The following is a 12747-nucleotide window of genomic DNA, read 5'->3' on the forward strand; positions in this document are numbered from 1 at the left end:
ACTCCCCCAGTCCGAGAAACACCACGCACCCCAGCGCGCTTGGATTCGCCCAGCCACCGAGCCCACTGGTCAGGTCCTCGGCGACCTGCCGGGCGACCTCGGGGCGGACCGGGGAGGTGGCGGCGTGATCGAGATAGGTGCGCACACCCCCAGCCTAGACGGCGGCTCAGGGGAGCCAGACTTTGTCCATATGGGACGGTTTTGAAGCCGCTTTTCGCATGCGGAGCCGACCCGTAACGCTCTGACCTGTACAGATGCTCATGACGCTCGACCGACTCGTCGCTAAAGCCGTCCCATATGGACACATTCCCGCCGGTCCCGCCCCGCACCCGCGCGCGTTCGGGCCACAGGATGCGTCGTGGACGTCGCCGAGGAAGTTCCCAAGTCCCATACTCACCTCCTATCGGTATGGGCGCGCCCGTGTGCGCCTCGAAGCAGGGGATGGGAGAGTGATCCCATGCGCACCGACCAGCTCGCCCTGTCCCGCTCCGCCACCGACCGCGACGCCGAGCGACGCAGCGAGCCCGGGCTGCTGGAGAGCCTCGCCGCCGACCCCGAGACCCGCGTGCTGCTGGTCGACGCCCGCGGCCGCGTCGCCCTGACCGGCCCCGCCATCCACCCCGACCTGCCCGACGACGGCCTCACCCCGCCCAGCCTCATCGGCAGTCCTGGCGCCACCGCCTGGGAAGGCCCCGGCACCCGCAGCGGCTGGGCCCTACCCGACCTGCGCGTCGGCTACCTCGGAGCCTCCGCCCCCACCTGCTGCCCCGACCTGACCGTCCTCTACATGGGTCGCGAGCTCGCCGATGACGCAGCCCCCACCGGCCCCGCCTGGATCGCTGTCGTCGTGCCCCAGGCCCTCGAGGTCCCCGACGCCCCCGAGCCTCCCGCCACCGGCTCCGACGCCGAGGGCACAGCCGTTGACCACCCCGACCTGCGCCGCCTGCTGGAGCGCTACCCGCTCTCCGCCCTGCGAGCCATGGGCGCCCAGATGACGGCCCGTGACGCAGGCCTGGCCACCACGGCCACCGCACTGGCCGCCTGGCACGCCCGCTCTGCCTACTGCCCGGGCTGCGGCGGACGCACCGCGATCATCGAGGCCGGCTGGGCCCGCCGCTGCTCCGACTGCGCCACCGTCCACTTCCCGCGCACCGACCCGGCCGTCATCATGACGGTCACCGACACCTCCGACCGCCTTCTCCTCGTGCGCGGCGCCACCTGGGTTCCCCGGCGCTACTCGGTTGTGGCCGGCTTCGTCGAGGCCGGCGAGTCCGTTGAGGCGGCCGTGGCCCGGGAGGTGTGGGAGGAGACCGGGCTGCGCGTGGCCGACGTGGAGTACGTCGCCTCCCAGCCCTGGCCCTTCCCGCGCTCCCTCATGCTCGGCTGCCGCGCCCGCCTGGCCCCCGGCGAGGAGCAGCCCCGCCCCGACGGCCAGGAGGTCGTCGAGGCCCGCCTCGTCTCCCGCGACGAGCTCACCGCGGCCGCCGACAACGGCAGCATCTTCCTGCCCGGCCCCACCTCCATCGCCCGACTCCTCATTGAGGACTGGTACGGCGGCCCCATCGTCAGCTGACGCCACCCGGCGCGGGCCAAGGACCGTCGATTCCTGTCGGCCCCGCGTGGCAGGCTGGTGCCGATGAGCCCGACCACCCACCACCCCGCCCCGACCGGCACCCCCACCTCCGGTCCCGGCCGTCGCAGCGCCCCACTGGACGCCGCCGCCCTCCTGGAGGCCCTCGACCCCGACCAGCGCGAGGTCGCCGAGCACCTCGAAGGCCCCCTGTGCGTCCTGGCCGGCGCCGGAACCGGCAAGACCCGGGCCATCACCTACCGCATCGCCCACGGCGTGGCCACCGGCGCCTACCAGGCCACCCAGGTCCTGGCCGTCACCTTCACCGCCCGCGCCGCCGGCGAGATGCGCTCGCGTCTGGCCGACCTCGGCGTCCCCGGCGTCCAGGCTCGCACCTTCCACGCCGCCGCCCTGCGCCAGCTCACCTACTTCTGGCCCACCGCCATCGGCGGGCGCCGCCCCGACATTCAGGCCCACAAGGCACCCCTGGTCGGCGCCGCCGCCCGCCGCCTGGGCCTGCCCACCGACCGGGCCACCGTGCGGGACCTGGCCGCCGAGGTCGAGTGGGCCAAGGTCACCATGACCCTGCCCGAGGACTACACCCAGGCCGCCGTCGCCGCCGGCCGTACCGGCGTGGCCGGGCAGGAGGCGGCCACGGTCGCCCAGGTCCTGTCCCTCTACGAGGAGGCCAAGAGCGAGCGCGGTGTCATCGACTTCGAGGACGTGCTCCTGCTGACCATCGGGATCCTCCTGGACCGCGAGGACGTCGCCGCCCAGGTGCGCGGCCAGTACAAGCACTTCGTCGTCGATGAGTACCAGGACGTCTCCCCGCTCCAGCAGCGTCTGCTGGACCTGTGGCTGGGACGGCGCCGCCAGCTGTGCGTGGTGGGGGACGTCTCCCAGACCATCTACTCCTTCACCGGGGCCACGCCCGCCTTCCTCACCGGCTTCACCGCCCGCTACGAGGGGGCGCGCACCGTGCGCCTGAGCCGCGACTACCGCTCCACCCCGCAGGTCGTCTCCCTGGCCAACCGGGTCCTCTCGCGCTCGCGGCGCGGAGGCGGAGGCCTGCACCTGCCCGCCGGCGCCGTCGAGTTGGTCGCCCAGCGGCCCAGCGGCCCCGCCGTGCGCTTCGAGACCTACGATGACGACATCGCCGAGGCCGAGGGCGCTGTCGCCCAGGTGCGCCGCCTGCAGGCCGCCGGGGTCCCCCTGAGCGAGATCGCGATCCTGTACCGCACCAACTCCCAGTCCGAGGTCTTTGAGCAGGCCCTGGCCGGAGCCCAGATCGGCTATCTCGTGCGCGGCGGCGAGCGCTTCTTCGAACGCGAGGAGGTCAAACGCGCCATGGCCGTCATCCTCGGGGCCGCCCGTACCGAGAAGGCCACCCTCACCGGTGACCTCGGCCAGGACGCGCGCACCGTCCTGTCCCGCGAGGGCTGGAGTGAGGAGCCGCCCGCCCCCCGCGGAGCCGTGCGCGAACGCTGGGACGCCCTCAACGCCCTGGTGGCCCTGGCCGATGAAATGGCCCAGACCCGCGGCGCCGACCTCGACGCCTTTCACACCGAGCTGCGTGAGCGCGCCGACGCCCAGAACGCCCCCACCGTCGAGGGCGTCACCCTGTCCTCCCTGCACGCCGCCAAGGGCCTGGAGTGGGACGCCGTCATCCTCGCCGGCGTCTGCGAGGGGCTGCTGCCGATCTCCCTGGCCGAGGGGCAGGCCGCCATCGAGGAGGAGCGGCGCCTGCTCTACGTCGGCGTCACCCGCGCGCGCGAGCACCTCATCATCTCCTACGCGCGCGCCCGCAACGCCGGAGGGCGGGCCGCCCGCAAACCCTCCCGTTTCCTGGACGGTCTGTGGCCCACCGGCCGCGATGCCACAGACGTCTCCCGGCGCCAGGGCCGCCGCAGCGCCAAGGAACGCTCCCGGCAGTCCGCCGCAGACTTCGAGGCCAACAACGACCCCCGCACCATCGCCCTGTTCGAGGAGCTGCGGGCATGGCGCTCCCAGGTCGCCAAGGAGAGGGCCAGGCCCGCCTACACGGTTTTCGCCGACGCCACCCTGCGGGACATCGCCGTCGTCAAACCCACCAGCCTGCCCCAGCTCTCCCTCATCCGCGGCGTGGGCGCCACCAAGCTCCAGGACTACGGTGGGCCGGTCCTGGCCCTCCTGCGTGACTTCGAGTCCGGGGACTGAGCGGCCAGGCGAGATTCTGCCCGACGGCGCTCACAGCTGCGAGCACAGGCACTCGGGGTGACGCTCCCAGGCCCTGTGCCGTCCCCGGGGCTCCTGGCCGGTGACCTCCACCGAGTGCGTGGACCACCACATGGCCGAGCCCCCGCTGCCCCCGCTCGCCTCCCCGCCCGGTTCGGCCGTGTCCTGGGCGCCGTCGGCCCCGGATGCCCGGCCCACCAGCGTGTCGATGACGGCCCGAGCGGTTGACGCCGCGGCCTCGTGCAGGACCAGGTGCTCGACCTCGGGCATGGGCAGGGTGCGCATCTGCGTGGCCAGTGCCGGCCAGCACGGGTCAGCGTCCCTCTCCCACAGGTCCAGGCAGGTCGAGCACGGACCCTGAGCGTTGAGTACCGGGCCGATGCGCACCCCCGCCTCGCCGACGACGACCGGCAGGTGCACCACGTCCTCCTGAGCGAGCCGGCGCGCGAGCAGCGGCTCGACCACGTGCGGGTCCACCGTCACCATGACATCGGGACGGGTGCGCAACGGCGCCCGCGTCCTCAGGGCAGGGAAGCGCGCCGACAGGAGCGGAGCCAGGCCCCCCTCCTGCGGGGAACGGGTGGACAGGATCGTGCCCACCCCGGCCTCCGCCAGCCACAGGGCAGCCTCCTGAGCCAGGGTGCTCACGCCGTGAATGGCCAGGACGGACTGGGACAGGGCCGCGCCTCGGCCCTTGACATCAGCTCCCAGCCGGTCCCAGTAGACGCCGTCGGCCCCGCCGAGCTCGCTGGTCGCTGAGGCCACCAGCACCCCCTGTCGCTCCAGGTCCGCGACGATCTGACGCGCGCGCGTCACCGGCACACGGCTGCGCCGGGCGGCCCGGTAGACGCCTGTGCTCTCCAGGTTGCGCGCGAACTCATCGAGCAGGCGCTGCTCGGCCAGGCTCAGGTCGCTGACAATGGTGCGCCGTCCGGGGCTCGTCCCGATCTGGCTGACGCCCTGCTCGCGCCACAGGATGGCGCACCCACCACGTACACGCATCGTGCCTCCTCTCAGTCCTCCCGGAACCCGAAGGGGCACCAGGAGCTCGACGTCCTGGCGAGCGCGCCAGGACACAGGGCGACAGTGGCACGGGGCGCGCCCAAGCCGCCAGAGGCAGTTGCCGGCCTGTGGATAACTATCCCCGGCCGAGTGCCGGTCCCACAGGAGTCACTTGGCTGAGCAGGTGGCCAGGCCGGAGGTGTCGCCCGACGCGATTGCCTGAGTGGCGGTGACGGCCTCGTGCAGAGTGCTGACGGCGAAGACCTGCATGCCTTTGGGCTCATGGCCCTTGACCTCGTCGCAGTTGCTCGCCGGGGCCAGGAAGAACGTGGAGCCCGCCTTTCTGGCGCCGGCCATCTTCTGCTGGATACCGCCGATGGGACCGACCTGCCCGGTCATGTCGATCGTCCCGGTCCCGGAGATGTCCTTGCCCCCCGTCAGGGCCCCGGGGGTGATCTCGTCAACGATCCCCAGGGCGAACATCATGCCGGCACTGGGCCCGCCGACGTCGGACAGGCTGAAGGTGGCGTCCACCTTGCTGTCCACCGAGATCTTCAGGCTCAGGCCCAGCAGGGAACCGGTCGTCCCCTCCTGCGGGGCGATCGTGGTGAGTGCGGCGCTCGCCTGCTGATCGCCGCGGCGCACGCCGAGGGTCACTCGCGTGCCCTCGGCGATGGTGGTCATGAGCTCTCGCAGCTGGGAGAAGGAGGTGATGGTCGTCGTCTGGCCGCCCTCAGGAGTGATGGTCTCCAGGACGTCCCCGGCCTGGATCTCCGTTGAGGTCTGCTGCTTGGTCACCTCGGTGACGGTCAGGTGCATGGCGCCGGCCTTGCCGGTCTCCACGAGCGCGGCGATGACGGCGGAGTCCTGCGAGGCGGTCATCTGGGCCTTACCGGTCTCCTCGACCTGCTCGGCGCTCTGATCCTGGGGGCACACCTGGTTGCGGTCCACGATCCGCCTGTCCGCCGAGAACCAGGCGGCGATGAGGTCGGCCGTGGTCACTGGGTAGCCGGGGCAGCCCGACACCGAGACCGTCGTCATCCGCAGGGCTCCCTCGGTCGGGTAGGTCTCAGCTCCCGAGACCTTCAGGACGTCCTGGCTCGACGACGAACCGTTGTCCAGCACGTTCCAGGTTGGGCCGGGGGCCTCGATGACCACGTTGATCGGCACCGTGAAGACGGCGGCGATGAGGGCCACCACCACAAGGACCGCCCCGACCGCCACGGAACGCCGCAGCCTGCGCCGACGCCGGTCCTGCCGGGAGGGCTGCGTGTGCGGGGCCTCGGAGTGCCCGACCTGGTCGAGCCGGTCGCCTTCATGCTCCCGCACCGGCTGGGTGTTGTCTGGGGCGGCTGAGCCTGCAGCGTCGGCGGCGTCGTGCTGGTTTGGGTGCGTCACGCGCTCATCATGCGACATCTTCCTGGGGAAGACGGACAGATATCGACACGAGCCCGGCACGAGCCCGGCACGAAGTCGACACAGTGCCGGCACGGAGAAGACCTGGGCCCGACCGGGACGGTGCGGGCACGCCGTCGGCGAACGGAACATAGCCCCGGCACCGGAATGGATGCGACCATAAGGCCGTTAGCGACAGTGTCCAGGCGCCAGACGGCCTGGACGATGCCCAAGGATGACCCGGCGAGAGGAAACCCCGTGAGCGAGGACGCCTTCGACGAGCTCGAGAAGATGCTCGCATCACTGTTCGGCGAGCAGATGGCCTCCGACGCCGTCAGCGCCCTTCGCTCATCCGGGGTGGATCCCAGCTCCATCGCCCAGATGCCGGGTGTGGGGGACGTCTCCCAGCTCAGTCCCGCCCAGCTGCTGGCGATGCGGGCCCAGTTCCAGCAGATGTTCTCCGCCTCCACCACCGAGCCGGTCAACTGGCAGATGGGGCAGGAGCTGGCCCTCCAACAGGCGCGTGGCAACGGCGACCCCACGGTGACCGCCGCGGTCGCCGAGTCCACGCGCCAGGCCCTTCAGGTGGCCGACCTGTGGCTGGACACCGCCACCGAGCTCATGCCCGCCCCCGGGCAGCGGGAGGCCTGGAGCCGCGGCACCTGGGTTGAGCGCACGCTGCCGGTGTGGAAGGACGTGTGCGCCCCGGTGGCCGAGGCTGTCACCGTTGCCCTGGCCCGCACCCTGGAGAAGCAGATTCGGGACATGCCGGCTGAGATGGCGCAGGCTGCCCAGCAGATGGGGGCGCTCGGGTCCATCATGCGCACCATGGCCGGTACGGCTTTCGGCCTCCAGATCGGCCAGGCCATCGGTGAGCTCGCCAAGGAGGCGCTGGGGGCCACCGACACCGGCCTGCCTCTGACCCGCGAGCCCGGCACGGCACTGGTTCCCGCCAACGTGGCTGCCTTCGCCGAGGGGCTGGAGGTTGATGAGGACGAGGCCCGCATGTTCCTGGCCGTGCGGGAGGCCGCCACAGCCCGCCTTTACGCCCACGTGCCGTGGCTGCGTGGACAGGTGCTCCAGGCAGTGGTCGCCTACGCCCGTGAGATCCGCATCGACACCGACACCCTGGAGTCCGCCGTGGCCCAGGTGGATCCCAACGATCCTGACGCCCTGCGTGAGGCCCTTGAGAGCGGGCTGTTCGCGCCCCAGGAGACGGCGGCTCAGCGCGAGGCCCTGGAGGACCTGGAGACGTTGCTGGCACTGGTCGAGGGCTGGGTCGAGGTGGTCACCGCCCGCGCGGCCGCACCTCACCTGCCCCACCTCATGGCGCTGGCCGAGATGATGCGCCGGCGCCGGGCCCAGGGCGGCGCCGCCGAGCAGGTTTTCGCCCGCCTCATCGGGCTGACCTTCCGTCCCCGCCGGGCACGGGAGGCCGCCGAGCTGTGGGCCCACCTGGGCGCCCAGGCCGGCGACGCCGAGCGCGACGCCTTCTGGAACCACCCCGATGTCATGCCCACGGCCTCCGAGCTCGCCAACCCCAAGGACTTCCTCACCATGCGGCGCATGGCCCAGGACATTGACGCCGAGATCGACGCCGACCTGGCCTCCCTGCTGGACGGGACCCTCGGCTACGCCGAGGGCGCCAAGGAGGCCGACGAGAACAGCCCTGAGGGGCTCGGGGACCGGAGCCCTGCCTCCGCCGATGCCGCCTCCCAGGAGCCCGGCCAGTCAGCCGACCCCGCCTCGGCCGGCGCCGGGGGCGAGGACTCGCTCGAGGAGCCCGACGAGCAGGATCCGACCGACACGGACAAGGACTGAGGCGCACGGGGCTGCGACGCACGGGGCTGCGCGGCGCCGGAGACCGGCGTTGAGCGCTCGCCCGCCCCGGTGACCGGCTACAGGAAGGTCGCCGCCAGGGCCTCGACCAGCCCGGGAACCAGGCGCTCGCCCTGGTAGAGCAAGGCGTCGTCGTCGTGACTGCGTGAGCGCAGCGTGCACCAGGACTGTCCGCCGCGAAGGACCCCCACCACCATGCGGATGTCCTCGCGGTCCGGGCGCTCCTGGAGGAAGGCGAGACGCTCGGCGGCATCGGTGATGGCTTCGGCCTCCTCCTGGGCCGCAGGCGGCAGGACCAGCCGCTCGACGCTGATGGCGGCGCCGTGGACGGAGTCGGGCCAGGCGAGCTGGGCCAGCAGGTGCTCCAGGTCCGTGGCAGGCGGCAGTCCCTCCTGCTCCACCACCATGAGCAGCTCGGGGTTCGTGCGGGCCTCCTCCACGGTGGCGGTGTCCAGGAGGTCGGCCACGTCAGGGTCGGCCTCAAGAGCCTCGGCGGTGCGCACCAGGGCGAAGACGCGCACCGGCTGGTCCCAGCCGTGGGCCGCCACATGGGTCTCCGTCTCTGCCACCGCGCGGGCCAGGGCCTGTGCCGCTAAGGCTGCGGCTCGACCCGGGCCCGGGGCGCTCGCCTCGTCATGCATCGTGTCAGTCACGCCGCCATCGTCTCACTGGTGGTGTCGACTCCTCCAATGACGAGGCTTCATCACTCAGGGGGCGCGCCGTGGCCGCCCGAGGCGTTATCTCATCCTGGAGAAGGTTATGGGCGTGTCAGAGGTGTGTGGGACGATGGCCTGAGCGGCCCCTCCGGCCGATGACGCCGTGTTTCACTGTGTGCGAGGCGGCGTCACCACGCACGTCAGACAGGGAGCAGGATCGTGAGCACCAGGCCCGACGACGAGTCCCCGGACTCAACCCCCGAGGAGTCCTCGAGCAAGTCCACCGGCTCGTCCCGGCAGGGGAAGCCTGACAAAGGGGCCGGACTGTTCGGCCTCGGACGCATGGGCGGGGGAGGGCCCCGTCCTCCCCGCCCACCGCGCAGCAGGACAGGCGGCGGACGTCCCGGCCCCCTGGCCCTGACCATCTCGATCATCGCGGCCATCGCCGTGGCCATCGGCATCTTGTCGCAGGTGTGGACCGAGGTCCTCTGGTACAGCCAGATCGGGTACGCCCGTGTGCTGTGGACGCAGTGGATCGCCCTCATCGTCCTGTTCCTGGTGGGATTCGCCATCATGTTCGGGGCCGTCTTCGTCTCAATGACCAGGGCCTACCGTGCCCGCGAGATCGGGATGCCCGACGACGAGGCCACGCGCAACCTCGAGGCCTACCGCTCCATCATCGAACCCGTGCGACGCCGCCTGACCTGGGCAGTGCCGGCGGTGCTGGCACTGTTCGGCTCTGCCTGGGAACTGGCCCCCAGCTGGCGGGAGATTCTGCTGGCCTTCAACTCCCAGTCCTTCGGAGTCAAGGACCCCCAGTTCGGTATCGACATCTCCTTCTACGTCTTCATCCTGCCCGCGGTGCTGACGCTCATGTCCTTCCTGTCCGGCGTCGTCCTGTTCTCCGGGGTGGCCTCCATCGTCGTCCACTACCTGTACGGCGGTATCTCCGTGGTGCGTAAGCCCCACTTCACCAAGGCCGCCCGCATGCACCTGGCGGTCTTCCTGGCGCTGTACGCCGTCATTCGGGCCGTGGGCTACTGGCTGGGTCGTTACAGCGCCCTGTACGCCTCCAACTCCAAGTTCGACGGCGCCAACTACACCGACGTCAACGCGGTCATCCCCGCCAACGCGATCCTCGCGGCCATCGGACTGGCCGTGGCGATCCTCTTCGTCGCCTCGGTGCGCTCCAGCTCCTGGCGCCTGCCGATCATCGGTGTGGCCGTCATGATCGTCTCCTCCCTGGTGGTGGGGACCGCCTACCCGCTGGTCATCCAGAAGTTCATCGTCGACCCCAACGCCCAGCGTCAGGAGGCCGAGTACATCCAGCGCAACATCAATGCCACCAAGGCCGCCTACGGCCTGGAGAACGTGGAGACCACCAACTACGACGCCACGACGAAGACGGCGGCCGGCCAGCTGGAGAAGGACGCCGAGTCCACCACCTCGATCCGGCTCCTGGACCCCGGGCTCATCTCCCCGACCTTCCAACAGGTCCAGCAGAACAAGCAGTACTACTCCTTCGCGAACCGGCTCAACGTGGACCGCTACAAGGTGGGCTCCACCAGCCGGGACACGGTCATCGCGGTGCGTGAGCTCAACCTGTCCGGCCTCGGCGAGCAGCAGCAGACCTGGGTCAACGAGCACACCGTCTACACTCACGGCTACGGCGTCGTGAACGCCTACGGCAACACGGTGGCCTCCCGCGGCTACCCCTCCTTCTGGGAGGGGGGCATCCCCTCCAAGGGGGACCTGGGCGAGTACGAGCCCCGGATCTACTTCGGTCAGTCCTCGCCGTCCTACTCCATCGTGGGAGGCAAGGACAACGGCTCGCCGCGCGAGCTGGACTACCCCGATGACGAGTCCAAGACCGGTCAGGTCAACACCACCTTCGCCGGCAACGGTGGGCCGAGCGTGTCCAACCCGTTCAACCGTCTGCTCTACGCCGCCAAGTTCCGGGAGGCCAACATCCTCTTCTCCCAGGAGGTGCGCGAGGGCTCCCAGATCCTCTACGACCGGGACCCGGCCAAGCGCGTCGCCAAGGTGGCCCCTTGGCTGACCCTGGACAACAGCCCCTACCCGGCCGTCGTCGATCACGATGACAACCCGGCCACCCCCAAGCGGGTCATGTGGATCGTCGACGGTTACACCACGACGAACAACTACCCATACGCCCAGCACGAGTCCTTGGCCAAGGCGACGGCGACCGCCGACAACAAGGGCGGACTTCTGCGGGCGCCCGAGGAGTCCAACTACGTGCGCAACTCCGTCAAGGCCGTCGTCGACGCCTATGACGGGTCGGTCAAGCTCTACCAGTGGGATGACAAGGACCCGATCCTCAAGGCCTGGCAGAAGGTCTTCCCCGGGACGGTCTCGCCCATGAGCCAGATGAGCGCCGACCTCATCGCCCACATGCGTTACCCGGAGGACCTGTTCAATGTCCAGCGCACCATGATGGCGACCTATCACGTCAACGACGCCGCTGAGTTCTACTCCGGTGGAGACTTCTGGAAGATCCCGGACGACCCGACCACGCCCGGCCAGGACCAGCAGGCCCCCTACTACCTGACCCTCAAGATGCCGGGGCAGGAGCAGGCGAGCTTCTCCCTGTCCAGCGCCTACATCATCGGCGGAAACACCAACCGCAACGTGCTCACCGGCTTCCTCGCCGTGGACTCCGAGACCTCTCCCGGCACCGGGAAGAAGGGGGAGCGCAGCCCGAACTACGGCAAGCTGAGACTCCTGGAGCTTCCCCGGTCCTCGAACGTGGCCGGGCCCGGGCAGGTGCAGAACATCTTCGACTCCAACCCGGAGATATCCAAGGAGCTCAACCTCCTGTCCCAGGAGGGCTCCCAGGTCATCAAGGGCAACCTGCTGACGCTGCCCGTGGGAGGCGGTCTGCTCTACGTCCAGCCCGTCTACGTGCAGTCGTCGTCCGGCACGCAGTACCCGCTGCTGCGGAAGGTGCTGGTCTCCTTCGGGGACAATGTCGGATTCGCCGACACCCTCTCGGGGGCCCTCGACCAGGTCTTCGGCGGTAACTCCGGGGCGACCACGGGGCAGGAGGCCATCGACGGCGATGCCGCCGCGGCCAATGACACCAACGAGACAACCGATGGCAAGGACCCGACGGCGGATGGCGGAGCCAAGGCCTCGCCGAGCCCGAGCGCCGCGCCCACGGCCTCGGCCAGTGCGCCGCCCAATGCCTCCGCCACCCCGCAGGCCTCGGAAACCTCGGACCCGAAGGCGGAGCTCAACCAGGCGCTCTCCGACGCTCAGACAGCGATGACCGACGCGGACACAGCCAGGAGCAAGGGCGACTGGGCGGCATACGGCGATGCGCAGAAGCGCCTCAACGATGCCGTCAAGCGGGCCGTTGCGGCCCAGCAGAAGCTGGGCTGAGCCCGCTCGGAGCACAGCATGAGGGCGTGCCCTGCGATCCGCCTCACCGGGCGGTGAGCAAGGGCACGCCCTCGCCATTTGCCTTGGGGGTGGGATGCCCCTAAGGTTGGTGACACCGACGCGGGGTGGAGCAGTTCGGTAGCTCGCCGGGCTCATAACCCGGAGGTCGCAGGTTCGAATCCTGTCCCCGCTACCAAGGCCGTATCGGCGGTAGGAACCCCGGCACCGAAAGGTGCCGGGGTTTTCTGCGGATTACCGCTCAGAACCACAATCACCCCGACTTTCAGTTGTTATTCCAACGCAAAGTCAGATCTTAAGCACCACGTTCACGCCGATAACCCACGTTCACGCCGATAACCCGTTCACGCCGGTAACCCGCGAGTCTCGAGGTTGTCGGAGGATGAGTTCCATGTCGCCCGCCAGTGCGGCGCGGACGCTATGGCGGGAACTGCCCGCCCCAAGCATCCACACCGACCCCACCCACCCCTTGGAATCAATCATCTAGGAGCTGTGTTGTCTCATGTCTTCTGGGAGTTTCGGGTGTCATGACGTCTCAAGACACTGGTGGGGTGGGTCTGCCGGAGGGGAGGGCTGTTGCTTGGGCTTGTCGGAGGGGTGCCCTGGTTACTGTGGTGGTTGCCGGTGTCGTCTGGATGCACTGCACGAGGG

Annotated in this window: 7 protein-coding genes and 1 tRNA gene; 5 read left to right on the plus strand and 3 right to left on the minus strand. The window is 70.2% G+C overall.

Going from position 1 to position 12747, the window contains the following annotated elements:
- Window positions 1–457 precede the first annotated feature (457 nt).
- Both nudC and HMPREF2883_RS04365 read left to right on the plus strand, forming a co-directional pair.
- Window positions 458–1573 carry an NAD(+) diphosphatase gene (gene nudC / locus HMPREF2883_RS04360; RefSeq protein WP_070659150.1) on the plus strand — a complete coding sequence of 372 codons (1116 nt, stop codon included), beginning with the start codon at window positions 458–460 and terminating at the stop codon, window positions 1571–1573.
- Between the two features lie 63 nt (window positions 1574–1636).
- Window positions 1637–3766: an ATP-dependent helicase gene (locus HMPREF2883_RS04365; protein WP_070659186.1), complete on the plus strand. Its 2130-nt coding sequence runs from the start codon at window positions 1637–1639 to the stop codon at window positions 3764–3766.
- A 30-nt stretch (window positions 3767–3796) separates the two neighbouring features.
- Here the strand turns inward: HMPREF2883_RS04365 and HMPREF2883_RS04370 are convergent, their stop codons facing one another.
- Both HMPREF2883_RS04370 and HMPREF2883_RS04375 read right to left on the minus strand, forming a co-directional pair.
- Window positions 3797–4786: a hypothetical protein gene (locus HMPREF2883_RS04370; RefSeq protein ID WP_070659151.1), complete on the minus strand. Its 990-nt coding sequence runs from the start codon at window positions 4784–4786 to the stop codon at window positions 3797–3799.
- 168 nt (window positions 4787–4954) lie between these two features.
- Window positions 4955–6202, minus strand: a complete 1248-nt coding sequence (locus HMPREF2883_RS04375) for a YlbL family protein (protein WP_176747144.1) — start codon at window positions 6200–6202, stop codon at window positions 4955–4957.
- Between the two features lie 237 nt (window positions 6203–6439).
- Here HMPREF2883_RS04375 and HMPREF2883_RS04380 point away from each other — a divergent pair, with 237 nt between their 5' ends.
- Window positions 6440–8002, plus strand: coding sequence for a zinc-dependent metalloprotease (locus HMPREF2883_RS04380; protein ID WP_070659152.1), 1563 nt, complete (start codon window positions 6440–6442; stop codon window positions 8000–8002).
- Between the two features lie 77 nt (window positions 8003–8079).
- Here HMPREF2883_RS04380 and HMPREF2883_RS04385 read toward each other — a convergent pair whose 3' ends face one another.
- Entirely contained in the window at window positions 8080–8661 is a 582-nt protein-coding gene (locus HMPREF2883_RS04385; RefSeq protein WP_070659188.1) for a PPA1309 family protein, read from the minus strand.
- Between the two features lie 234 nt (window positions 8662–8895).
- On the opposite strand from HMPREF2883_RS04385, the gene HMPREF2883_RS04390 reads away from it, so the two are divergent.
- Window positions 8896–12078 (plus strand): UPF0182 family membrane protein, encoded by a 3183-nt coding sequence (locus HMPREF2883_RS04390; protein WP_070659153.1) that lies wholly within the window; start codon window positions 8896–8898, stop codon window positions 12076–12078.
- A 119-nt stretch (window positions 12079–12197) separates the two neighbouring features.
- Window positions 12198–12274 (plus strand) — tRNA-Met (locus HMPREF2883_RS04395).
- Window positions 12275–12747: the final 473 nt, after the last annotated feature.

This window comes from Actinomyces sp. HMSC075C01 (genome assembly GCF_001812965.1).
In the GTDB taxonomy this organism is placed as follows: Bacteria; Actinomycetota; Actinomycetes; order Actinomycetales; family Actinomycetaceae; genus Actinomyces; species Actinomyces acetigenes.

Coding starts and splice junctions, on each gene's coding strand:
- HMPREF2883_RS04365 (WP_070659186.1), top strand. CDS start 1,637: ATGAGCCCGACCACCCACCACCCCGCCCCGACCGGCACCCCCACCTCC.
- HMPREF2883_RS04370 (WP_070659151.1), bottom strand. CDS start 4,786: ATGCGTGTACGTGGTGGGTGCGCCATCCTGTGGCGCGAGCAGGGCGTC.
- HMPREF2883_RS04385 (WP_070659188.1), bottom strand. CDS start 8,661: ATGCATGACGAGGCGAGCGCCCCGGGCCCGGGTCGAGCCGCAGCCTTA.
- HMPREF2883_RS04375 (WP_176747144.1), bottom strand. CDS start 6,202: ATGTCGCATGATGAGCGCGTGACGCACCCAAACCAGCACGACGCCGCC.
- nudC (WP_070659150.1), top strand. CDS start 458: ATGCGCACCGACCAGCTCGCCCTGTCCCGCTCCGCCACCGACCGCGAC.